24 protein-coding genes and 3 pseudogenes are annotated in these 22,113 nt (G+C 44.9%); 19 read left to right on the top strand and 8 right to left on the bottom strand.

The features are described 5' to 3' along the window. The first annotated feature begins 76 nt into the window (after window positions 1–76). Together D368_RS03590 and D368_RS03585 are read left to right on the top strand one after the other, a co-directional pair. On the top strand, window positions 77–439 hold the full coding sequence (locus D368_RS03590) for a response regulator (protein WP_071391776.1): 363 nt from the start codon (window positions 77–79) through the stop codon (window positions 437–439). Between the two features lie 78 nt (window positions 440–517). Beyond that, window positions 518–1,008: pseudogene (locus tag D368_RS03585) on the top strand (CcdC family protein). Window positions 1,009–1,035: 27 nt separating this feature from the next. On the opposite strand, the gene D368_RS03580 reads toward D368_RS03585, so the two are convergent. The 4 genes and pseudogenes from D368_RS03580 to sspO form a co-directional block, all read right to left on the bottom strand. Further along, the gene (locus tag D368_RS03580; RefSeq protein ID WP_070081881.1) at window positions 1,036–1,464 is read right to left on the bottom strand and encodes a DUF2621 domain-containing protein; all 429 of its coding nucleotides are present in this window, start codon (window positions 1,462–1,464) and stop codon (window positions 1,036–1,038) included. Window positions 1,465–1,697: 233 nt separating this feature from the next. Then, window positions 1,698–2,069 (bottom strand): Hsp20/alpha crystallin family protein, encoded by a 372-nt coding sequence (locus D368_RS03575; RefSeq protein WP_003153985.1) that lies wholly within the window; start codon window positions 2,067–2,069, stop codon window positions 1,698–1,700. A 94-nt stretch (window positions 2,070–2,163) separates the two neighbouring features. Continuing rightward, on the bottom strand, window positions 2,164–2,310 hold the full coding sequence (locus D368_RS03570; protein WP_003153984.1) for a small acid-soluble spore protein P: 147 nt from the start codon (window positions 2,308–2,310) through the stop codon (window positions 2,164–2,166). A 29-nt stretch (window positions 2,311–2,339) separates the two neighbouring features. Continuing rightward, window positions 2,340–2,484, bottom strand: a pseudogene (gene sspO, locus D368_RS03565) (acid-soluble spore protein SspO). A gap of 231 nt (window positions 2,485–2,715) precedes the next feature. On the opposite strand from sspO, the gene acnA reads away from it, so the two are divergent. From acnA to D368_RS03530, 7 genes and pseudogenes are all read left to right on the top strand, one after another. After that, complete coding sequence (gene acnA, locus D368_RS03560; protein ID WP_044053239.1) at window positions 2,716–5,442, top strand: aconitate hydratase AcnA; 2,727 nt, start codon at window positions 2,716–2,718, stop codon at window positions 5,440–5,442. 61 nt (window positions 5,443–5,503) lie between these two features. Next, window positions 5,504–6,013: pseudogene (locus D368_RS03555) on the top strand (TlpA family protein disulfide reductase). 78 nt (window positions 6,014–6,091) lie between these two features. Continuing rightward, entirely contained in the window at window positions 6,092–6,217 is a 126-nt protein-coding gene (locus D368_RS03550; RefSeq protein ID WP_012117651.1) for an FbpB family small basic protein, read from the top strand. A 63-nt stretch (window positions 6,218–6,280) separates the two neighbouring features. After that, window positions 6,281–6,427, top strand: a complete 147-nt coding sequence (locus D368_RS03545; protein ID WP_003153977.1) for an acid-soluble spore protein N — start codon at window positions 6,281–6,283, stop codon at window positions 6,425–6,427. Between the two features lie 24 nt (window positions 6,428–6,451). After that, window positions 6,452–6,694 carry a small acid-soluble spore protein Tlp gene (gene tlp, locus D368_RS03540; protein ID WP_003153975.1) on the top strand — a complete coding sequence of 81 codons (243 nt, stop codon included), beginning with the start codon at window positions 6,452–6,454 and terminating at the stop codon, window positions 6,692–6,694. Window positions 6,695–6,780: 86 nt separating this feature from the next. Beyond that, window positions 6,781–7,197: a YbgC/FadM family acyl-CoA thioesterase gene (locus D368_RS03535; protein WP_003153973.1), complete on the top strand. Its 417-nt coding sequence runs from the start codon at window positions 6,781–6,783 to the stop codon at window positions 7,195–7,197. 15 nt (window positions 7,198–7,212) lie between these two features. After that, complete coding sequence (locus tag D368_RS03530; RefSeq protein WP_003153968.1) at window positions 7,213–7,512, top strand: hypothetical protein; 300 nt, start codon at window positions 7,213–7,215, stop codon at window positions 7,510–7,512. Between the two features lie 30 nt (window positions 7,513–7,542). On the opposite strand, the gene D368_RS03525 is transcribed toward D368_RS03530, so the two are convergent. Both D368_RS03525 and plsY read right to left on the bottom strand, forming a co-directional pair. Beyond that, a complete protein-coding gene (locus D368_RS03525) occupies window positions 7,543–7,830 on the bottom strand; it encodes a HesB/YadR/YfhF family protein (RefSeq protein WP_007410318.1) in 288 nt (95 codons plus the stop codon). A gap of 88 nt (window positions 7,831–7,918) precedes the next feature. Continuing rightward, entirely contained in the window at window positions 7,919–8,500 is a 582-nt protein-coding gene (gene plsY, locus D368_RS03520) for a glycerol-3-phosphate 1-O-acyltransferase PlsY (RefSeq protein ID WP_077722386.1), read from the bottom strand. A gap of 151 nt (window positions 8,501–8,651) precedes the next feature. On the opposite strand from plsY, the gene D368_RS03515 reads away from it, so the two are divergent. From D368_RS03515 to parC, 3 genes are all read left to right on the top strand, one after another. Continuing rightward, window positions 8,652–9,059, top strand: coding sequence for a CoA-binding protein (locus D368_RS03515; protein ID WP_007410316.1), 408 nt, complete (start codon window positions 8,652–8,654; stop codon window positions 9,057–9,059). 422 nt (window positions 9,060–9,481) lie between these two features. Continuing rightward, complete coding sequence (gene parE, locus D368_RS03510) at window positions 9,482–11,449, top strand: DNA topoisomerase IV subunit B (RefSeq protein WP_014305073.1); 1,968 nt, start codon at window positions 9,482–9,484, stop codon at window positions 11,447–11,449. A 2-nt stretch (window positions 11,450–11,451) separates the two neighbouring features. Then, window positions 11,452–13,875 carry a DNA topoisomerase IV subunit A gene (gene parC, locus D368_RS03505; protein ID WP_032858581.1) on the top strand — a complete coding sequence of 808 codons (2,424 nt, stop codon included), beginning with the start codon at window positions 11,452–11,454 and terminating at the stop codon, window positions 13,873–13,875. Window positions 13,876–13,926: 51 nt separating this feature from the next. On the opposite strand, the gene D368_RS19875 is transcribed toward parC, so the two are convergent. Both D368_RS19875 and D368_RS03500 read right to left on the bottom strand, forming a co-directional pair. Next, window positions 13,927–14,052: a hypothetical protein gene (locus D368_RS19875; RefSeq protein WP_003153957.1), complete on the bottom strand. Its 126-nt coding sequence runs from the start codon at window positions 14,050–14,052 to the stop codon at window positions 13,927–13,929. A gap of 24 nt (window positions 14,053–14,076) precedes the next feature. Beyond that, window positions 14,077–14,430, bottom strand: a complete 354-nt coding sequence (locus D368_RS03500) for a hypothetical protein (RefSeq protein WP_128574572.1) — start codon at window positions 14,428–14,430, stop codon at window positions 14,077–14,079. 369 nt (window positions 14,431–14,799) lie between these two features. Here D368_RS03500 and D368_RS03495 point away from each other — a divergent pair, with 369 nt between their 5' ends. From D368_RS03495 to D368_RS03465, 7 genes are all read left to right on the top strand, one after another. Continuing rightward, window positions 14,800–16,218 (top strand): alanine/glycine:cation symporter family protein, encoded by a 1,419-nt coding sequence (locus tag D368_RS03495; protein ID WP_071391774.1) that lies wholly within the window; start codon window positions 14,800–14,802, stop codon window positions 16,216–16,218. A 202-nt stretch (window positions 16,219–16,420) separates the two neighbouring features. Further along, window positions 16,421–17,377 (top strand): sugar kinase, encoded by a 957-nt coding sequence (locus D368_RS03490; protein ID WP_076851240.1) that lies wholly within the window; start codon window positions 16,421–16,423, stop codon window positions 17,375–17,377. A gap of 29 nt (window positions 17,378–17,406) precedes the next feature. Beyond that, window positions 17,407–18,426, top strand: a complete 1,020-nt coding sequence (locus D368_RS03485; RefSeq protein WP_128574571.1) for a zinc-binding alcohol dehydrogenase family protein — start codon at window positions 17,407–17,409, stop codon at window positions 18,424–18,426. A 13-nt stretch (window positions 18,427–18,439) separates the two neighbouring features. Continuing rightward, window positions 18,440–19,075 (top strand): bifunctional 2-keto-4-hydroxyglutarate aldolase/2-keto-3-deoxy-6-phosphogluconate aldolase, encoded by a 636-nt coding sequence (locus D368_RS03480; RefSeq protein WP_012117658.1) that lies wholly within the window; start codon window positions 18,440–18,442, stop codon window positions 19,073–19,075. A gap of 1 nt (window position 19,076) precedes the next feature. Further along, a complete protein-coding gene (gene uxuA, locus D368_RS03475) occupies window positions 19,077–20,153 on the top strand; it encodes a mannonate dehydratase (protein ID WP_071391771.1) in 1,077 nt (358 codons plus the stop codon). Further along, window positions 20,150–20,986, top strand: a complete 837-nt coding sequence (locus tag D368_RS03470) for an SDR family oxidoreductase (RefSeq protein WP_076851244.1) — start codon at window positions 20,150–20,152, stop codon at window positions 20,984–20,986. The genes uxuA and D368_RS03470 overlap by 4 nt, the downstream gene beginning before the upstream one ends. Window positions 20,987–21,069: 83 nt before the next feature. After that, window positions 21,070–22,071 (top strand): substrate-binding domain-containing protein, encoded by a 1,002-nt coding sequence (locus D368_RS03465; protein WP_077722392.1) that lies wholly within the window; start codon window positions 21,070–21,072, stop codon window positions 22,069–22,071. The last annotated feature ends 42 nt before the right edge of the window (window positions 22,072–22,113 follow it).

Raw genomic sequence — 22,113 nt, 5'->3', positions numbered from 1 at the left:
TAACTTTTGAACTATTATATACCCTTTCGTTTTTGGTACAATAAGACTAGTTAATGTTAAATATGTGGAGGGGAATATGACACGAGTTTTAGTTGTAGATGACGCCAAGTTCATGAGGGTGAAAATCAGAGAGATTCTGGAATCGGCAAATTACACAGTGGCCGGGGAAGCGGCTGACGGCGAGGAAGCCCTGGCAGTATATCAAAAAATCCGTCCCGACCTGGTGACAATGGATATTACCATGCCGGTCAAAAACGGTATACAGGCGCTGCAGGATATTTTAGCTTTTGACCCGAAAGCCCGGATCATCATGTGCACCGCCATGCGGCAGCAGCGGATCGTTCTGGAAGCGATTGAATTAGGCGCTAAAGACTTTATCGTTAAACCGTTTGAAGCATCTAAAGTGCTGGAGGCCGTAGGCCGGGTAGCGGGAACGTAAACGTGTTCTCTTTTCAAATTGGTTTTTTTATGTTTTTGGAGTATAGTATATAGTATCAAACTCCGTGCAAGCAAAGGAATGATAAAGATGATGATTATAATTTCATCCGTTATTGCAGCGGCCATGGCAATTTCCGTGATGATCGTCAGGATTAAAGCCTCCGACAAGCCCGCTTCACCTAAAAAATAATTCTCCCGCCGATTTTCATGAGTACGGGAGCGCTTATGTTCCTTTTTCCGATTTTCAGAGTGACGGGCGAAGAATTTTTGGAGGCCATTACGCTGGGCGTGATCTTCTCTATTTTTCTGATTAAAACATCTAAATTTGAGATTAAAAATAATGAAATCTATTTAAAACGGTCAAAAGCGTTTGTGTTTATCCTGATTGGTTTGCTGGTTATCAGAATCGCTATGAAATCTATTTTGAGCACGACGATTGATTACGGAGCTTTAAGCGGAATGTTTTGGATTCTGGCTTTCGGAATGATTGTCCCGTGGCGCATCGCGATGTTTATGTCTTACCGCAAACTTTCTAATGAACTGAAGACCGCTGATATTCAGATGAATTAAAACCTTTCCGTCCGCCGGAAAGGTTTTTTATTTGAGCAGGGCTTGATAAGGAGTAAGATCAATCTGTTTTTCGCGGAGATGCTTTTTTAAAAATTGATGATCACGCTTAGGAGTGGCGAGTATGTAACCCCTGATGATTAAATCACGGTTTATTTGTTCAGCTTCCTCCGCTAAGGAAAGTTCACCGATTTTTCCGGCGATTTTCGCTTTGGCTACATCCCGAAAGAGCTCCGGCACGGGAGCGACCAATTCATCCAAAAACGCCTTGTCACCCGCATTCCATAAGTGCCTGCTTTTTTCAATATAATAGTCCTGCCAATCCAGTTCTGACCAGCCGTCTTCTTTCGGTAAGCGTTTTAAAAATTTTCGAAACATAAAAAACCCGCCGATAGACAGCAATCCGATCATCACGATGACCCAAAATAAAATAAACCACATAAACCAGCCTTCTAGCATTGTTCTATCTCCTCCTTACTTTAACCATATTGTAAACGAAGACAGAATAGAAGAACACATGAAAAAAAGAATAGAAAAAATGATAGATGTCCAGTCATTCCGGTTGCTAGAACATATTCTATCGTATAGTGATTCTGCTATTTGGCCATGGGAGATTCACTTTTAGGGTATATGACTGATATGACCGGACAAAAAAGCCGCTTCCATTGAGGGATGAAAGCGGCTTTTTTATGTTATAGAGGAAATTGAAAGGAAAAAGAGGCAGGAGTCTCATTTGGCTCCTTGTTCATGGAGACGGTCAGAATATGGTTGGTGAAATCAGTGAAAATATGTTTGTCATTCAGATAAAAAGGAAGCACCATTTGTTTGTTTAACGTCCGTTCAAGCGTTTTAACAGAGAGCATAAACTCATTTCCCGAAAGAGTGACGGTGATCGCCTGCACCTGCTTCAGCGCCGTCAGGTCGGCTTCAATGATATATTGACGGCTTGTTTCATATAGATCGATCGGCAGCGTCTCGTCATACCAAGCATACGGGTCCTCGTAAAACTGCCGCAGCCATTCTTCCGTATCATCAAATTCTTCAGCGTTTTTTGAGTGATTCATGGAAGCATTCCTCCATATTAAAAAGCCTTGCTATAACGTATGCAGAAGCTTTAAATGGGTGAATGGCACAAAAAAACAGACACCGGGGTCTGTTTTACATATCGTGGCTTGTATTATGTTTTTGTCTTGTATGGTTGCGGTTTTTTACTTTTTTGCTTCCGCTCAGCGGTTCAGGCTGGCCGGGGTTATGGCCCTTCGGAGCATTTTTATGCATATCTTTACTTGTATTTTTATTTGTCATGTTAAAGCCTCCTTTTTAAGGTGTTCCGGCTATTGGTTTGTTTTCTTTTTTATTGTTCTGCCGTTCTTCTTCCGTCAGGACGAGCTGGTCATTTTCTATATAACCCGCGCCTTTGCCTTGGCTTTTCGCATCATTCATGCCGTTAATTACATGATTGGCTTTCCGTTTTACCATGATCATCACCTCACCATTAATATGGCTCTTTACAGCCCGTTGTATGAGGCGGAAAATCGGACAAAATTTACCGAAAATCATACTGATAAGACGATCTTATTGTATTTAATAAAAACATTGATATTTACTTATGTATGATTTTATACTAAGATGAAATTGTGAGAAAATTGTGATGGAATGTGAACATTCATCTAAAGAACGATCTTGATCATTGAAGGGGGATTTTGGAGAATGACAAATCAGCAAAAAGTCGCAACACAAGACGTTTTCCAAGCAAGAAAAACATTTTCTTCAAATGGGAAAACATACAACTACTATTCATTAAAAGCATTGGAAGACGCAGGGGTCGGCAATGTTTCAAAACTTCCTTATTCTATTAAGGTTCTTTTGGAATCCGTTTTGCGTCAGGTAGACGGACGCGTCATTACAAAAGAACATGTTGAAAATTTAGCAAGATGGGGTACTGCTGAATTAAAAGATATCGATGTGCCGTTTAAACCGTCACGGGTTATTCTACAGGACTTTACCGGCGTTCCGGCCGTAGTTGACCTGGCATCTTTAAGAAAAGCCATGGCCTCTGTCGGCGGAGACCCTGATAAAATCAATCCTGAAATTCCGGTTGACCTGGTCATTGACCACTCCGTACAAGTTGACAAAGCCGGTACGGAAGATGCGTTAGCCATTAATATGGACTTAGAATTCGAAAGAAATGCAGAACGTTATAAATTTTTAAGCTGGGCAAAGAAAGCGTTTAACAATTATCAGGCCGTTCCGCCTGCAACAGGTATCGTTCACCAGGTAAACCTTGAGTTTTTGGCAAGTGTTGTCCATACGAAAGAGGAAGACGGAGAACTTGTGACCTATCCTGATACTTTGGTGGGAACTGATTCCCATACAACAATGATTAACGGAATCGGCGTTCTCGGCTGGGGTGTCGGCGGTATTGAGGCGGAAGCGGGAATGCTCGGCCAGCCTTCATATTTCCCTGTTCCTGAGGTCATCGGCGCGAAACTTGTCGGGAAATTGCCTAACGGAACGACGGCGACTGACTTGGCGCTGAAAGTCACTCAAGTGCTGCGTGAAAAAGGCGTAGTCAATAAATTTGTTGAATTCTTCGGTCCTGGTGTTGCTGAGCTTCCGCTTGCGGATCGGGCGACTATTGCCAATATGGCGCCGGAATACGGAGCGACTTGCGGATTCTTCCCGGTTGACGAGGAAGCACTTTCTTACTTGCGTCTGACCGGCCGTGAAGAAGAGCAGATCGATATTGTGGAAGCATACTGCCGCAACAACGGTTTATTCTATACGCCTGACGCGGAAGAGCCGATTTTTACAGACGTTGTGGAAATTGATCTGTCTAAAATCGAAGCGAACCTTTCAGGCCCGAAACGTCCGCAGGATTTAATCCCGCTTTCCGTTATGCAGGAAACATTTAAAAAACATCTTGTCAGCCCGGCCGGCAACCAAGGATTCGGAGCGGATGCTGCTGAAGAGAACAAAGAAATTTCATTTAAACTTAACAGCGGTGAAGATGCGGTTATGAAAACAGGGGCGATTGCAATCGCCGCTATTACAAGCTGTACGAATACATCAAACCCTTATGTATTAATCGGTGCCGGATTGGTAGCCAAAAAAGCGGTAGAATTAGGCTTGAAAGTGCCGAATTATGTGAAAACTTCACTTGCACCGGGGTCTAAGGTTGTTACTGGATACTTAGTCAACTCAGGTCTGCTTCCTTACATGAAGGAGCTCGGCTTTAACCTCGTAGGGTATGGCTGTACGACATGTATCGGGAACTCCGGCCCGCTTTCTCCAGAGATTGAAGAAGCGGTTGCTAAAAATGATCTCCTGATCACTTCTGTCTTGTCGGGTAACAGAAACTTTGAAGGCCGGATCCATCCGCTTGTCAAAGGAAACTACCTTGCGTCACCGCCGCTTGTTGTCGCATACGCATTAGCAGGAACTGTAAACATCAACCTGAAAACGGATCCGATCGGTGTCGGAAATGACGGACAAAATGTTTATTTCGATGACATCTGGCCGTCCATGGATGAAATCAATTCTCTCGTCAAACAGACTGTTACGCCGGAATTATTCCGCAAAGAGTATGAAACGGTATTTGACGACAACCAGCGTTGGAACGAAATCGAAACGACGGATGAAGCGCTGTATAAGTGGGACCAGGATTCCACTTACATTCAAAACCCGCCGTTCTTTGAGGAAATGTCTGTAGAGCCGGGAAAAGTTGAGCCTTTAAGAGGACTTCGCGTTGTCGGCAAATTCGGCGATTCCGTGACGACTGACCACATTTCTCCGGCCGGAGCGATCGGAAAAGACACACCGGCGGGCAAATACCTGCAGGAAAAAGGCGTTTCTCCTCGTGACTTTAACTCTTACGGCTCACGCCGCGGAAACCATGAAGTCATGATGAGAGGAACATTCGCCAATATCCGCATTAAAAACCAAATCGCACCGGGTACAGAAGGCGGATACACAACACATTGGCCTACCGGGGAAGTGACATCTATTTATGATGCCTGCATGCGGTATAAAGAAGATAAAACGGGTCTTGTCGTCCTGGCCGGAAAAGATTACGGAATGGGCTCTTCACGTGACTGGGCTGCAAAAGGAACAAATCTGCTCGGCATCAGAACAGTTATTGCCGAAAGCTTTGAAAGAATTCACAGAAGCAACCTCGTCTTCATGGGTGTGCTGCCGCTCCAGTTCAAACAGGGTGAAAACGCGGATACACTCGGCTTAACCGGTAAGGAAGTCATTGAGGTGGATGTTGATGAATCTGTACGTCCGCGCGACTTGCTGACTGTCAGAGCAATCAGTGAAGACGGTACGGTAAAAACGTTTGAAGTCGTTGTCCGTTTCGACAGTGAAGTGGAAATTGATTACTATCGCCACGGCGGCATTTTACAAATGGTGCTTCGCGATAAAATGAAACAGTAGCAGAATGAACAAAGGAGAGAAAGCAGTCTGCTTTCTCTCTTTTTATGCGGGAGGCCTTAAGATGCTTGCGAAATGGCTGGGCGGAATGTTACTTATCGGGTTGTTAGTATATGCGGGCTGGAACATTTATTCTGTGCAAAAAAAGTCCGAAAGAAGGGACAGAAGAAGGGATGAAAGCCCCTGACTTTACACTTGATACATTGTCAGGAAAAAGTATCTCCCTTTCTGATTATAAAGGAAAAAAAGTGCTCCTCAATTTCTGGGCGACGTGGTGCAAGCCGTGCCGAATGGAAATGCCCGATATGCAGGAGCTGCAGAAAGAATATCCTGATATTGCGGTAGCAGCCGTTAATTTTACGTCCTCTGAAAAAATATACAGGCTGTGAAATCATTTGCTGATCATTATCAGCTGACCTTTCCTATTCTGATTGACAAAAGCGGAATTAACGGGGATTTCAACGTGCTTTCTTATCCGACAACATACATATTAGACGAAAAAGGAACCATTCAGCATATTCGCGTAGGCACGATGACAAAAAAAGAAATGAAAGAAAAACTGGATCTCAAATAGGGGTTCAGTTTTTTTATTGTAAAGGGCTTAGGTTTTGAAAAATTGGAAAAAATGAATGAAAACACGGAGGTGAGAAGATTGAAAAAAATGCGAAAACGTTCTTTTCATGAATTGGTTATGGAAAATAAACGTGAGCTGATGACCAATACGGAATATTTGAATCAGCTTGAAGAAAAGCTGGAGCAGCGGTTCAAACAAAAATAACCTTTAATTTGCAGTCATGTTTGCACCTCCTTTTGCAAAATATACTCTTAAGGAGGGATGAACATGGGCATAAACAAGAAAGACGGCCAGCCGCAATACGCTCCGAGCCACTTAGGGACAAAACCCGTTAAATATAAACGCAATAAAGGGGAAAAGTTTCATGACAAGTCAAACGGACATCCGATTGTCATGCAGACGAAAGGCGAATAACATCATCAAAGGAGAGCAGACATTATGACAAACAATGATCAAAAACCGAATCCGGATGACCGTTCCGATAACGTTGAAAAGCTGCAGGATATGGTGCAGAATACAATTGAAAATATAGAAGAAGCGAAAGAATCAATGGAATTTGCGACAGATGAGGAAAAACAGCGCATTCAAGAGAAGAATGCCAGACGCAATGAAAGCATTGAATCGTTCCGCAGTGAAATTCAGGATGAATCGGCTGCAAGAGAAAACGGCTATCAATCATAATAAAAACCAGGGAAACCTGGTTTTTTTCTCTTTCCGGCTCGTTGTGATAAAATGGGGCTAATCTGATAAAAAGGGAGCAGAGAACGTTGCATGTGTCAAAAAAAGAAATAGAAGTGCGTTATGCGGAAACAGATCAAATGGGCATCGTCTATCATGCCAATTACTTAGTCTGGATGGAGGTCGGCAGAACGGCGCTGATTAAGGAACTCGGATTCCTTTACAAAGATATGGAAGATAGAGGAGTGCTGTCCCCTGTATTGGATATCAGCATTTCTTATAAAAAGCCGCTCCGCTACGGAGAAACGGCTGTCGTACATACTTGGATTGAAGAATATAACGGATTTAAAACCGTTTACGGCTACCACATCTATAATCCGGATCAAGAACTTGCCATCAAAGCGACATCCTCTCATATATGCGTTGATAAAGAGAGCTTCAAACCGATTCAGTTTCGCAAGGCTTTTCCTGATTGGCATGCCGCTTACGAAAAGGCAAAAAAATAAGGAGCGGCTGCAGTTATGGCATTTGGAATTACGCGTAAGGAACTGGAAAGATGGAAGCGGGATGTATCGGAAGGTAAAATCGCTTTTTTAACGCATTACTGGCTGGACGACCGCTTTCCGGAGGCTAAGACCGTGACGAAGGCCGGTTCAAGCGATCTCAATAAACTGATCAGATGGGGAGCGGAGTACGGGCTGAAGCCGGAGTGGATTCACCATAAAAATGAATTTCCCCACTTTGACCTGCTCGGAGAAACGCAAAGAAGCATATTAGAAAAAGAACGTCTGACTGATCACCTAAAAAGGTTCAGGCTGTAAAAAAAAGAACGCATCCGCTGCGTTCTTTTTTTACACGTAATCAAATACCGGCTCTTCTGCCTGATCTGAATATGTGACTGACAAATCGTGATTATCAAAGTACCATAAGTCGCTTTCTTCAATAAAAAAGGTAATGCCTTCAACTTCCGTGCTGGTGCCGATGTTCATCGGCCGGTCTTTTAAAATGCCGAGAGAAAAGCCTTTCTGAACGTTGCTGCATCCCCCGTAACGGACAAAGAAACGGACATGGTCGCCTGTTTCCAGATCGAGCTCTTCTTTGTACCAATCCAGCGCGCCTTTCGTTACTTTCATGTTCATCCGGAACACTCCCTTTTTGTTTCTCATATAAAGAAATTATCTCTATTATAAACGCATATGGCATTTTGATGTCAAAATTGAAGTTTCATCAAAACCATTTGATCTTCGGTTCTGTTTTGTTTATAATCCGTTTGATGTTTGCCCTGTGTCTGTAGATAACAAACGCGGTCAAGAGCGTCACTACGATTAATAAATAAGGGTCTTTTACAAACAGACAGTAAATAATCGTATAAATCCCTGTTAACATTGAAGACAGAGAAACAAATTTCGTAAGGAATAAAAATACGAAAAATACTGCAACCATCGTAACGAATAACAGCGGAGCATAAAACAGCAGGACGCCCCCTGATGTGGCTACGGCTTTGCCTCCTTTAAACTTTGCGAACACCGGGAATACATGGCCGATCACTGCTGCCACCCCTGCGAGAAGAGGATGAATGGGGACGTGCAGTAAATATGGGAGCGCCGCGGCCAGGGTGCCTTTTAAAATATCGGCTGCGACGACGACAGATCCCGCTTTAACGCCAAGCGTGCGAAAAGCATTTGTAGCGCCCAAATTGCCGCTTCCGTGTTCTCTAATATCGATCCCTTTCGCAAGTTTGCCTACGACTAAACCTGACGGGATGCTGCCTATTACATAGGCCAAAATAATCAATAAAACAATCAACATCTACATTTCTCCTTTTCAATGTCCCTTCACTCTATTTTAACACGAGTTGTTACCGTCTGATGACAAGTTTTTTGAGAATTAAGCTGACAAAGCGCTTTTTTTGATTCCGGCGAAGCGGTCATGTACAATATATCAAAAGGAGATGGTAAAGATGCAAAATCCTTCAAAATCAGAGATTAAAGAAATTCTGGACCGGAGCAAACGGATCGCAGTCGTCGGGCTGTCAGACCGTCCCGACCGGACTTCTTATATGGTTTCCAAAGCGATGCAGGATGAAGGATATGAAATTATTCCCGTCAACCCAACGATTGATGAGGCGCTTGGCGTTAAAGCCGTTGCTTCGTTAAAAGACGTGGAGGGGCCGATTGATATCGTGAATGTGTTCAGACGCTCTGAGCAGCTTCCCGGCGTTGCTGAAGAATTTTTACAGACGGACGCTCCCGTTTTTTGGGCGCAGCAGGGCCTTGCAAATGAAGAAGCGTATCGCATGATTACAGACAAAGGACGGACGGCTGTTATGGATTTATGTATAAAAGTCGCCCGCGCTGTTATAAAATAGGAACAAAAAAGGCAAAAATCCTTGGCAAATCAGGGGTTTTTGCTTTTTTATTGAAAGAATACTCTTTGCGTATGATGATGAAACAGATACAATAAAGCATGAACAGCTTTTTTAGAAACCCCTTTATACAGGGGTTTGCAGTCTGTTTGCGATGGCCGGCATAAAGCTATATAATAGAAAGCGAACTCATGTTCTTATCTGCCGAAAAGGGCACCAAAAAGATGAAAAGCCGTTCGAATGTATGTCTTGCGGCCTAAAAAACGAGCCATTCGCTTAAATATGTTGCGAAATCAAGCATATTGGTTATAATTGTGAGTCCGAGGAGAATTGGACCGAAGCTTGCGCATACTGAAAAACAAAGACATGAAAACATTTAAAAAAGAGAATGATTAAGAGCAGGTTTTTGAAAGGGGTTTGTACGTTTGGCTAGAAAACAGCAATTTGATTACAACGAAGATGCCATACAGGTGCTTGAAGGCCTGGAAGCCGTCAGAAAACGACCGGGAATGTACATCGGTTCGACGGACGCACGCGGCCTGCACCATCTGGTATATGAGATCGTCGACAATTCCGTCGATGAAGTTCTTGCCGGCTACGGAGATCATATTATCGTAACGATACATAAGGACAACAGCATCTCCGTTCAGGATAGAGGACGCGGAATGCCGACCGGGATGCATAAGCTCGGAAAGCCGACGCCGGAAGTTATTTTCACCGTGCTGCATGCCGGGGGGAAATTCGGACAGGGCGGCTATAAAACAAGCGGCGGTCTGCATGGTGTCGGCGCATCTGTCGTAAACGCATTATCGGAGTGGCTGACAGTTACTATTGAGCGTGACGGATATGTTTATAAACAGCGGTTTGAAAACGGCGGCAAGCCCGTGACTTCACTTGAAAAAATCGGAACGACCAAAAAAACGGGAACGCTTACCCATTTTAAACCTGATCCGTCAATGTTCAGCGCAACGGTTTATAATTTTGACACGCTGTCAGAACGTCTGCGCGAATCGGCTTTCTTGTTAAAAGGTTTGAAAATAGAATTAATTGATGAACGGAACGGCGTAAAAGAAGTATTTTATTATGAGAACGGAATTGAAGCATTTGTCGCTTATTTAAACGAGGAAAAAGACGCTTTATGCGAAGTCGTTTCCTTTGAAGGCGAGCATCATGATATTGAAGTCGATTTCGCGTTTCAGTTTAATGACGGGTATTCAGAAAATATGCTGTCATTCGTTAATAACGTCAGAACAAAGGACGGCGGCACCCACGAATCAGGAGCCAAAACGGCAATGACAAGAGCGTTTAACGAGTATGCGCGAAAGGTCGCCCTTTTAAAAGAGAAAGACAAGAACCTTGAAGGCGCCGATATCAGGGAAGGTTTGTCCGCAATCATTTCCGTGCGTATCCCGGAGGAACTGCTGCAATTTGAAGGCCAGACGAAAGGGAAGCTCGGCACAAGTGAGGCGAGATCCGCCGCGGATGCCGTCATTTCTGAGAATCTTGCTTATTTCTTGGAAGAAAACCGCGATACGGCAACCCTGCTTGTCAAAAAAGCGATTAAAGCAAGTCAGGCCCGTGAAGCGGCCCGTAAAGCGAGAGAAGAAGCGAGAAGCGGCAAAAAGCGCAAAAAATCAGAAGCGACGCTGAGCGGAAAACTCACACCGGCCGGTTCCAGAAATCCGGCGAAGAATGAATTGTATCTTGTGGAGGGAGACTCTGCGGGAGGCTCTGCAAAACAGGGAAGAGACCGGAAATTCCAAGCCGTGCTGCCCCTTCGCGGAAAGGTCATCAACACAGAGAAAGCAAAGCTTGCAGACATCTTCAAAAATGAAGAAATCAATACGATTATTCATGCGATCGGCGGAGGAGTCGGCGCAGATTTTGATATAGACGACATCAACTATGACAAGATCATCATCATGACGGACGCAGATACCGACGGCGCGCACATTCAAGTCTTGCTGTTAACGTTTTTCTACCGCTATATGAAACCTTTAATCGAGCATGGAAAAGTCTTCATCGCCCTTCCGCCTCTTTACAAAGTGAGCAAAGGAAGCGGCAAGAAAGAGATTATTGAATATGCTTGGTCCGACGAAGAAATGGACGGCGTTTTAAAGAAAGTCGGCAAAGGGTATACCATCCAGCGCTATAAAGGTCTGGGAGAAATGAACGCAGACCAGCTCTGGGAAACGACAATGAATCCCGAGTCGCGAACGCTCGTCAGAGTCAAAATCGATGATGCGGCACGGGTAGAGCGCCGTGTAACGACATTAATGGGAGACAAAGTAGAACCGAGAAGAAAATGGATTGAAAAGAATGTTGCCTTCGGATTAGATGAGGAAAGCAATATTTTGGAAAATGAAAACTTGTCGGTCGCTGAGGAGGTTTAATAGTGGCACAGCCAGAATTATTTCATGATTTACCGTTAGAAGAAGTAATCGGCGACCGTTTCGGACGCTACAGTAAATACATTATTCAAGACAGGGCGCTGCCCGACGCTCGTGACGGTTTAAAGCCGGTGCAGCGGAGAATTTTATACGCCATGCACGCAGACGGAAATACATTCGATAAAAATTTCCGTAAAGCGGCAAAAACGGTCGGAAACGTTATCGGTAATTATCATCCGCACGGTGACAGCTCCGTTTATGAAGCGATGGTGCGGATGAGCCAGGATTGGAAAGTGCGGAATGTGCTGATTGAGATGCACGGCAACAATGGAAGCATTGACGGTGATCCGCCGGCTGCCATGCGTTATACGGAAGCGAGATTATCTTCTATCGCGTCAGAGCTTTTGCGTGATATTGATAAAAATACGGTTGAATTCGTTCCGAACTTTGATGACACCAGTAAAGAGCCGGTTGTTTTGCCCGCCATGTTCCCTAACTTGCTTGTCAACGGATCAACCGGGATTTCAGCGGGCTATGCGACTGATATTCCCCCTCATCATCTGGGTGAGGTCATTGATGCCGTCATTAAACGGATTGAATCTCCGGATTGCACCGTCGATGACTTGATGCAGGTGATTAAAGGGCCTGACTTTCCGACAGGAGGCATTATTCAAGGAGTCGACGGCATTCGGAAGGCTTATGAAACCGGTAAAGGCAAAATTATTATCCGCGGCAAGGCTGAAGTGGAATCCGTAAGAGGCGGACGGGAGCAGATCGTCATTACAGAAATTCCGTTTGAAGTAAACAAAGCCAATCTCGTTAAGAAAATGGACGAATACCGCATAGACAAAAAAGTCGAAGGCATTTCTGAAGTCAGGGATGAAACTGACCGCACGGGGCTCCGGGTGGTCGTTGAGTTAAAGAAAGAAGCCGATGCAAAAGGCATCCTGAATTTCTTATATAAAAACACTGATCTGCAGACAACATATAACTTTAATATGGTCGCCATACATAACCGCCGGCCGATGCTGATGAGTCTTACGGCCATCCTGGATGCGTATATTTCCCATCAGAAGGAAGTGGTGACAAACCGCTCCGTCTTTGAATTGCAAAAAGCAAAAGAGCGGCATCACATCGTTGAAGGACTGATGAAGGCGCTGTCTGTGTTAGATGAGGTCATAGCGGTCATCCGGGCAAGCAGCGACAAGAAAGATGCGAAACAAAACTTAATTTCTAAATTCGCATTTACGGAGCCTCAGGCCGAAGCAATCGTATCCTTGCAGCTGTATCGTCTGACAAACACGGATATTACGGCGCTAAAAGAGGAAGCGGAAGAGCTCAGCAAGAAAATTCAGGAGCTCGAAGCCATTTTAAGTCATGATAAAAAGCTGTTAAAAGTCATTACAAGCAGCCTGAAAAAATTGAAAAAGACCTATGCTGACAGCAGACGGTCTGTCATTGAAGAAAAGATTGAGGAAATTAAAATCAATCTTGAAGTCATGGTTGCCTCTGAGGACGTATATGTGACAGTCACAAAAGACGGCTATGTAAAACGAACAAGCCAGCGGTCATTTGCCGCTTCTAACGGCCAGGATTTCGGTATGAAGGATACTGACAGACTGATTCACCAATTTGAAATGAATACAACAGATGTTCTCCTGCTCTTTACCAATAAGGGAAGCTATGTTTATTGTCCGGTTCACCAGCTTCCCGATATCAGGTGGAAAGACATGGGGCAGCACGTAACGAACATCATCACGATTGACCGTGATGAAACCATCGTGAAAGCTATACCGGTAAAAGAATTTGATCCATCTTCATATTTATTGTTCATGACGAAAAACGGCATGGTGAAAAGAACTGAAATGACGCATTACAAAGCGCAGCGTTACTCGAAAGCGCTTGTTGCCCTTAACCTTAAAGGGGATGATGAGCTGATTGATGTTCATGTCACAGACGGCGGCAGCCAGCTGTTTATCGCCACCCGCCTAGGGTACGGTTTATGGTTCGGTGAAGATGAAGTAAATGTAGTCGGTGCCCGTGCGGCCGGCGTAAAGGGCATAAATTTAAAAGACGGTGATACCGTCGTATCAGGGCAAATCCTGCATGAGACAGATTCGCTTGTCCTCGTCACACAGCGGGGAGCGATCAAACGGATGAACCTATCTGAATTCGAAAAAACATCCAGGGCGAAACGCGGTGTCATCATGCTGCGAGAGCTTAAAAAGAACCCGCATCGGGCAGTCGGCGTATTCGCGTGCGCTTTGGCCGATATGATCGCTGCGGAAACAGAAAAAGGCGAGAGAATCGAAATCGCCGTGAAGTCCTTGCGGGCGAATGACCGATACAGCAATGGCTCCTTCTTTACCGATGAAGATGAGACAGGGCCGGTAACAGATGTATGGCGTATCCCTGCATACGATGTTTAAGAGTAAAATTAAAATAAAAAACCTCCGCTCATTGAGCGGAGGTTTTACTATTTAGCTTTCATGGCTGCCGAATAAGTCAGTGATAGCGTGAATGACTTCGATTCCCTGCCATACAAATAAATTCAACGCAGTGAATGAAAACAACCCTAAAATCACCATTCGTAAGATAAACAACATGTTTAACAACCTCCTCATTTTATGTTACATAGATAGGCGATGTTGAACATGAAGCTCATCGAAATACGAGGACTGATAAAATTTAGCGATTAAAAAGCTTTTCTTTCGCTGTCTTCTCCGGGAAGCGGGGCGTCTCCTGTCTGATATCACGATCAGTGAGACAGAAGCGGCAAAAAGCGCCGTCAAGATATATGAGCCCGTCAGCGATTTTTTCTCATCATCAGCATTTTGGCCGGCCTTCATTTCGTGCATTTCCTGCTGGTCGGCTACCGCTTTAAAATGATGAGCGGTATCAAACGCATGGGGAATGGAGAGCACATGAAAGCTTGCAATCGCTAAAAATAAAATAGAAGCTTTTAAAAACAAGATTTTTTTCAAATGTTCTCCCCCTTCATAAGTCTGAATATTTTTATTATAATACCCTAATTTAAATGTAAAGTAAACACATTTATTAAATTTAAAAATTATTATCCTGGTTAAGTATATACCATTCCATCCATCTTTTCATCTCTTTTTCTTAAAGACCTATTTGTTATGATATGCACGCATTCCTTATGACGTGACAACATTTTTCGGGCTGTAAGATAAAACGGGGCATGACAGCAAAAGATGTGATGAAGAAACCGAAACATTTTCTTAAAAACTTCTCAACCACTGTTGTTGTGATATAATAATACCCGTTGTGTTAAAAGATCTAACATATGCAGCAAAAATGACAGTAAAAGATATGTAAAAGGGAGGTTAAACATGGAGGCTTTCATCAGTGAAATCATAAATGTTCCAAATGATTTTATTTGGAAGTATCTTGTTTATATTTTAGTCGGGATCGGATTGTACTTTACGTTCCGTTTTCGCTTTATTCAATTCCAGTACTTTTTTGAAATGTTCAGAATCGTCGGGGAGAAGCCGCAAGGAAATAAAGGAGTGTCTTCAATGCAGGCATTCTTTATCTCAGCCGCTTCTCGTGTCGGAACCGGAAACTTGACCGGCGTCGCGCTGGCGATTGCAACAGGCGGTCCCGGCGCAGTATTTTGGATGTGGATCGTAGCGATTGTCGGTATGGCTTCCAGCTTTGTGGAAAGCACCTTGGCGCAGTTGTATAAAGTGCGTTCCGGTGACGAATTCCGCGGCGGTCCGGCATATTACATGGCAAAGGGACTGGGCGCCCGCTGGCTCGGTATTTTATTTGCCGTATTGATTACCGTTTCTTTCGGACTTATCTTTAACGCGGTGCAGTCAAATACGATTTCTGTGGCGTTTGACGAAGCATTCCATGTGAATAAAACAGTTATCGCAATCATTTTAGCTGTATTAACGGCTTTCATTATATTCGGCGGTCTGAAGCGTGTTGTATCTGTCTCGCAATTAATCGTTCCGGTTATGGCGGGAATGTATATTCTGATCGCGCTGTATGTCGTGATTGTAAATATCTCGGCGGTACCTGAGCTGCTTGTTACCATTGTGAAAAATGCGTTCGGTTTTGAGCAGATCGTCGGCGGAAGCTTAGGAAGCATCATTATTATCGGAGCGCAGCGCGGCCTGTTTTCAAACGAAGCGGGTATGGGAAGCGCGCCGAATGCCGCAGCAGCTGCACATGTGTCGCATCCGGCTAAGCAGGGATTAATTCAGACCCTCGGCGTGTTCTTTGATACGTTTATCGTTTGTACATCGACTGCTTTTATCATTTTATTGTACAGCTTTACGCCTAAAGGCGACGGCATCCAAGTGACGCAAGCCGCACTGCAGCACCATCTCGGCGGATGGGCGCCGACATTTATTGCGATTGCGATGTTTTTATTCGCATTCAGCTCAGTCGTCGGCAACTATTACTATGGTGAAACGAATATCGAATTTATTAAAACAAGCAAAACATGGCTTAATATTTACCGCGTATTCGTCGTAGTGATGGTGGTATACGGATGTTTGGCTGACTTCCAGATCGTCTGGGACATGGCAAACTTGTTTATGGGACTCTTGGCTCTCATTAACTTAGTGGCAATCTTACTGCTGAGTAATGTAGCCTACAAGATCTATAAGGATTATGCCGCTCAGCGCAAAAAAGGTCTTGATCCTGTATTCAAAGCCGAGAATACCCCGGAGCTCCAGCATATTGAAACATGGGCGGAAGAAGAAGGTACAAGCCCTGAACGTAAGACTGCTAACTGAGGAAACATGCATACAATTTTCAAAAAAACCCCTTACATTTTGTTGTGAGGGGTTTTTTATGTGAAAAACCGGGTTATTTTTACTGAAAACAGATTTTTTGAATTTATTGTATTTTTCTCTTGTGTATGTAAGGGCTTTCATATAAAGTTTAACTAAACCGGTTTACCAAACCGATTTAGTCTTAAAGGAAAGGAGTATTGATGTGGCTTCTGATTATGGCATTTTTACGATCGGTGATGCGATGATCACCTTAAATCCCGCAAGCACAGGACCTTTGCGTTTTGTTACCCATTTTGAACGAAAAGCAGGAGGAGCTGAACTGAATTTTGCGATTGCATGCGCCAGATTGAACCTGCACTCAAAGTGGGTCAGCAGACTGGGGAAGGATGAGTTCGGCAGAGTGATTTATCAGTTTGCCAAAGGAGAAGGAATTGATGTGACTGACGTCTCCTATGTTGAAGGCTTTCCTACATCTTTAAATGTCAAAGAGATCAGAAATGACGGTTCAGGCAAGACGTTTTACTATCGTTTCAATTCACCAATTCTGACTCTTGCACCGGAAGATATAACAGAGAATATGTTTGCCGGCATTCACATCGTTCATCTTACCGGTGTGTTCCTCGCGCTTGATAAGAAAAATCTTGAAATTGCTGAAAGGGTGCTTTCCATCGCCAAAGCAAGAAAGATTCCCGTATCTTTTGATCCGAATATCAGGCTGAAGCTGTGGACGATTGAGGAGGCGCGTGCGGCATTTCATCAAATCTTTCCGCATACTGATATTCTTCTGGCGGGCCGGGACGAAATGAAACAGCTGACAGGTATAGGAGAAAATGAAGCATTAGCCCGGTTTGCAGAGAGCTATTCAATCAGTCAGCTTGTCATAAAAGACGGTGAAGCAGGTTCTGCGCTGTATCATGATCATAAGTGGGTTCACAAAGAGGCTTTCCCGGTTGCGCCTGTTGACACGGTAGGAGCGGGTGACGGCTTTAATGCCGGCTACCTGTACAGTTATTTGCATGGTTTTGAACCGGAAAAACGTCTGGAGTTTGCAAATGCAGTCGGTGCGCTCGTCACCACAGTTTCCGGTGACAATGAAGGGCTTCCCTACCTAGAAGAGGTTTTGTCATTTGTAAACAAAGAGACTGTGATTGAACGGTAGCAAGCACAACTTAAAAAGCGGGTGAAAAAATGAAAGCGGTTCAAGTACGGAAAGCATTTGATCTGATGGTGACGGAATGTGAGAAACCGTCTGTTGTCCACGCGGATGATGTTCTTGTCAAGGTGAAGCGGGTCGGAATTTGCGGATCAGATTTGCATATTTATCATGGGACAAATCCGTTAGCTTCCCTGCCGAGAGTAATCGGACATGAAGTCACAGGGGAAGTCGCAAAGACCGGTTCTCATGTCCGGCGTTTCAAGCCGGGTGACCGGGTAGTGATTGAACCGATATCTTATTGCGGAACATGCTATGCCTGCCGGAAAGGACGTCCGAACGTCTGCAAAGAGCTTTCAGTGTTCGGCGTTCATGAAGATGGCGGGATGCGGGAATATATCGTGGTTCCGGAAAAGCAGCTGTATGCTGTTTCGCCCGATCTGCCCTGGGAGGAGGCGGTCATGGCAGAACCATATACGATCGGCGCCCAGGCCGTTTGGAGAGGCCGTGTCGAGAAGGAAGATACCGTTTTGATTCAAGGAGCGGGGCCAATCGGAATCTGCATATTAAAAATGGCAAAGTTCAAAGGCGCTTCCGTCATGATAACCGACTTGAATGATGAACGCTTGGCATTCGCTGAAAAAAACGGTGCGGACGTTACTGTCAACGCGCAAAAAGAAGATCCCGTTTTGCGGGTGAACGAATGGACAAAAAATGAAGGCGCCAATGTCGTCATTGATGCTGTCTGTCTCCCTTCAACGTTTGAAACGTCAATTGACGCGGTGTCTCCGGCCGGTCATGTGGTTGTGCTAGGTTTTGATGAGAGGACTGCCGGCATTTCTCAGCTTCCGATCACAAAAAAGGAAGTCACGATCACCGGTTCAAGATTGCAGACGAATCAGTTCCCGTACATTACAGACTTACTGAATAAAGGCCTGTTAACGCACGGCGGTCTTATTACACATACATTTTCAGCAGATGACGTCCATCAAGCATTTCAGTTGATCGAACAGCACCCGGGCAAGGTGGGAAAAGCAATCATTACGTTTGATTAAAGGAGGAGCGAGAATGCTGCCTAAGTACGCCATTTACGAAAAACTTCTGCATGCACAAGTGGTGGCTGTCATAAGGGGACAAAACAGCCAAGAGGCGCTTGAAGTTTCAAAAGCGGCCATTTCAGGAGGTATCAGCGCCATTGAGCTTACATACACAACTCCTGAAGTGGAAGATGTCTTTAAGGAACTCCGGCATCAAGATATTCTTCTTGGAGCCGGTTCTGTAATGGATACAGAAACGGCGAGACACGCCATTTTATCAGGCGCCTCATTTATCGTCAGCTCTCATTTTGTAAAAGAGATAGCATCTCTATGCAACCAGTACAGCGTACCGTATCTTCCGGGATGCATGAGCGTGTCTGATATGGCTTTGGCGCTCGAAGCCGGATGTGATGTGGTAAAGCTGTTCCCCGCTAATTCGTTTGACCCTTCATTTATCAAGTCGGTCAACGGCCCTCTGCCGAATGTCCGCATTATGCCGACCGGGGGTATCTCATTAAACAGCATGAATGACTGGCTTTCTGCCGGAGCGGTCGCGGTCGGAGTGGGAAGCGACTTGACAAAAGCATATCAAAAGGGCGGCTATGAAGCTGCCGTATCCCTCAGCAAAGAATACGTCTGCCGAAAAAACGAATATACGGGGGTGTAACATGAATATCACGTTTCGCTGGTATGGCCAAGGTAATGATACGGTGACTCTTGAACATGTCAGACAAATTCCCGGGGTCAAAGGCATCGTCTGGGCTCTTCACCAGAAGCCCGCGGGCGAAGTATGGGAAAAGGAGGACATTGAAGCGGAAGTCAGATTCATTCAATCCTATGGGTTTCATGCAGAGGTCGTGGAAAGCGTGAATGTTCATGAAGCCATTAAACTCGGCCATGAAGAACGCGGACAATATATCGAACACTATAAACAGACCATTCGCAATCTGTCCGAATTCGGCGTGAAAGTCATCTGTTACAATTTCATGCCGATATTTGACTGGACGCGTACCGATATGTTCCGCGCGCTGGAGGATGGGTCAACCGCTTTGTTTTTTGAAAAAGCGAAAGTGGAAAGTCTGCCTCCGGAGGAACTGATCCGCACGGTTGAGAAATCTTCTGATTTGACGCTTCCCGGGTGGGAGCCGGAGAAAATGGCCCGGATCAAGGAACTGTTTGAGGCCTATCAAACGGTCGGTGAAAAACAGCTTTGGGCCAATCTAGAATTCTTTTTACATGAAATCCTTCCTGTAGCGGAGGAACACGGCATTCAAATGGCCATTCATCCGGATGATCCGCCCTGGTCAATTTTTGGCCTGCCCCGTATTATCACCGGTGAGAAAAGTTATGAAAAGCTGCGAGAGATTTCAGATTCACCCGCCAACTGTATTACGTTGTGCACGGGTTCGATGGGAGCGGATCCCGCCAATGATATGGTAAAGATCGCCAAACGCTATGCGGGAGCTGCGCCGTTTGCCCATATACGAAATGTGAAAATCTGCGATAACGGTGATTTTACGGAAACTTCGCATCTTACCAGTGATGGGTCCATTGATGTTACCAGTGTGGTAAAAGAATTGCACGGCCAAGGCTACAAAGGATATGTACGGCCTGATCACGGCCGTCATATCTGGGGCGAACAATGCCGGCCGGGTTATGGTTTATATGATCGTGCCTTAGGAATTATGTACTTGAACGGACTGTGGGATGCGTTCTCGTCTCATGAGAAAGGGGTGAAGAGATGAGACCGATTCATGAACGTTTATCAGGAAGAACCGCTGTCATAACAGGCGGGAGCGGTGTTCTCTGTTCAGCAATGGCAAAGGAGCTTTCACGGCAGGGGATGAAAATTGCGATCGTCAGCCGGAATGCTGATAAAGCAGAGCGTGCGGCGGGCGAGATTGCTGACGCTGGAGGAACCGCGGTTTCTGTACCGGCTGATGTTTCAGCCCGTGATTCGCTTGAAAAGGCAAAAGACGAGATTATCAGCCGGTTCGGTTCTGTCAATCTTTTAATAAACGGAGCTGGGGGAAACCACCCGGATGCGATCACTGCCAGTGAGACGTATGAAGAGGATGAGCAGGGCACATCATTTTTTGATATGGACGAAACGGGGTTTTCCAGCGTATTTTCAAGCAACTTTACCGGTGCATTTCTGGCATCGCAAGTGTTTGGAAAAGACCTTTTGAAGGCGGAATGTCCCGCGATTATTAATATTTCTTCTATGAGCGCGTATACACCGATGACAAAGGTGCCCGCCTACAGCGCGGCTAAGGCGGCGGTTCAGAATTTTACGATGTGGATGGCTGTTCATTTCGCAAAAAAAGGGCTGCGGGTGAATGCCATCGCTCCGGGTTTCTTTTTGACTGCGCAAAACCGTGAGTTGTTATTACAGGAAGATGGAAGTCTGACAGACCGATCCAATAAGATTATGGCACATACACCGATGAAACGTTTCGGGAAACCGGAAGACCTTCTGGGAACGCTCCTGTGGCTTTCGGATGATTCATGCTCAGGCTTTATCACCGGGGTCACCGTTCCCGTCGACGGAGGTTTTATGGCTTATTCGGGAGTGTGACAGAATCCCTGTCCCTGTCAGATTGTAAACGATTTACTTCTGACTTATACTAGTGAAAAATGAAGACAGACGGGGATGAGTCTATGAAAACCATTACAATTTCTGATGTGGCGAAATATGCAAACGTATCTAAAAGCACCGTATCTCAATTTTTAAATCAGCGCTATGACTATATGAGCGAGAAAACGAAACAAAAAATAGAAGCGGCCATTCAAGAGCTGAACTATCAGCCGAATTTCGTCGCCCGCAGCTTAAAACAGAAATCAACATTTACGGTAGGTGTGGTGGTGGCTAATATTCTTCACACCTTTTCCACTCAGGTCATCAGGGCGGTTGAAGACTATTTTCATGAACAAGGATTTCATATTATTGTCTGCAATGCGGATGATGAACCGGAAAAAGAAAAGAAATATATTGAAATGCTCAGGGCCAAGCAGGTGGACGGAATTATTATTTTTCCGACGGGCGAAAATCTCTCTTTATATGAAAAGATGAAACGCGATACGTTTCCGGTTGTGTTTATGGACAGAACCATTGAAAAACTCGGGATTCCGACAGTGATGCTTGATAACCATCATGCAGCCGGTCTTGCCGTTGACCGGTTTATCGAGAGCGGCATTAAGAGAATCGCGATTATTACGACGTCCATTATTCGGGAAATCAGTCCGAGGGTAGAGCGGATTGAAGGGTATAAAAAGGCGCTTGACCGCCACGGAATGATGGTGCGGAACGAATATATCAAAACAGCCGATGCGGCTGATATTTCCAATGTTTTGTCAGAGCTGTTCTCCCTTCAGGAGCCTCCGAAAGCGATATTGGCGGCAAACGATATCGTTCTTGTTGAGGTGCTGAAGTATATGAAGGAGCATGATATGACAATTCCTGATAAGGCAGCCGTCATCGGAATTGATGAAGTTCCTTTTGCGGGGTTTTTTACTCCTCCGATTACGACGATCGTCCAGCCTGCGGCAGAAATGGCGCGAAAAGCGGGAAGCCTTCTTCTTCGCCAGATACAAGAAAAAGATAGCGGTGAAAAACGGATTCACCGCTATAAACCGGCGCTTCTCGCAAGGCAATCCGGATAACCGGTTTCATTGCATAAACCGGTTTACTCCGGCAATTTAAAT

Source organism: Paenibacillus lentimorbus NRRL B-30488 (assembly GCF_000411595.1).
GTDB lineage: Bacteria > Bacillota > Bacilli > Bacillales > Bacillaceae > Bacillus > Bacillus velezensis.
Note: the sequence above shows the minus strand (reverse complement) of the source record. Positions and strands in the feature narration are given on the sequence as shown.

What these genes read in the sequence shown, in the direction of transcription:
- D368_RS03590 (WP_071391776.1), top strand. Translation starts at nt 77, where the DNA reads ATGACACGAGTTTTAGTTGTAGATGACGCCAAGTTCATGAGGGTGAAA.
- D368_RS03580 (WP_070081881.1), bottom strand. Translation starts at nt 1,464, where the DNA reads ATGCTAGAAGGCTGGTTTATGTGGTTTATTTTATTTTGGGTCATCGTG.
- D368_RS03575 (WP_003153985.1), bottom strand. Translation starts at nt 2,069, where the DNA reads ATGAATCACTCAAAAAACGCTGAAGAATTTGATGATACGGAAGAATGG.
- D368_RS03570 (WP_003153984.1), bottom strand. Translation starts at nt 2,310, where the DNA reads ATGACAAATAAAAATACAAGTAAAGATATGCATAAAAATGCTCCGAAG.
- acnA (WP_044053239.1), top strand. Translation starts at nt 2,716, where the DNA reads ATGACAAATCAGCAAAAAGTCGCAACACAAGACGTTTTCCAAGCAAGA.
- D368_RS03545 (WP_003153977.1), top strand. Translation starts at nt 6,281, where the DNA reads ATGGGCATAAACAAGAAAGACGGCCAGCCGCAATACGCTCCGAGCCAC.
- tlp (WP_003153975.1), top strand. Translation starts at nt 6,452, where the DNA reads ATGACAAACAATGATCAAAAACCGAATCCGGATGACCGTTCCGATAAC.
- D368_RS03530 (WP_003153968.1), top strand. Translation starts at nt 7,213, where the DNA reads ATGGCATTTGGAATTACGCGTAAGGAACTGGAAAGATGGAAGCGGGAT.
- D368_RS03525 (WP_007410318.1), bottom strand. Translation starts at nt 7,830, where the DNA reads ATGAACATGAAAGTAACGAAAGGCGCGCTGGATTGGTACAAAGAAGAG.
- plsY (WP_077722386.1), bottom strand. Translation starts at nt 8,500, where the DNA reads ATGTTGATTGTTTTATTGATTATTTTGGCCTATGTAATAGGCAGCATC.
- D368_RS03515 (WP_007410316.1), top strand. Translation starts at nt 8,652, where the DNA reads ATGCAAAATCCTTCAAAATCAGAGATTAAAGAAATTCTGGACCGGAGC.
- D368_RS19875 (WP_003153957.1), bottom strand. Translation starts at nt 14,052, where the DNA reads ATGTTGTTTATCTTACGAATGGTGATTTTAGGGTTGTTTTCATTCACT.
- D368_RS03495 (WP_071391774.1), top strand. Translation starts at nt 14,800, where the DNA reads ATGGAGGCTTTCATCAGTGAAATCATAAATGTTCCAAATGATTTTATT.
- D368_RS03485 (WP_128574571.1), top strand. Translation starts at nt 17,407, where the DNA reads ATGAAAGCGGTTCAAGTACGGAAAGCATTTGATCTGATGGTGACGGAA.
- D368_RS03480 (WP_012117658.1), top strand. Translation starts at nt 18,440, where the DNA reads ATGCTGCCTAAGTACGCCATTTACGAAAAACTTCTGCATGCACAAGTG.
- uxuA (WP_071391771.1), top strand. Translation starts at nt 19,077, where the DNA reads ATGAATATCACGTTTCGCTGGTATGGCCAAGGTAATGATACGGTGACT.
- D368_RS03470 (WP_076851244.1), top strand. Translation starts at nt 20,150, where the DNA reads ATGAGACCGATTCATGAACGTTTATCAGGAAGAACCGCTGTCATAACA.
- D368_RS03465 (WP_077722392.1), top strand. Translation starts at nt 21,070, where the DNA reads ATGAAAACCATTACAATTTCTGATGTGGCGAAATATGCAAACGTATCT.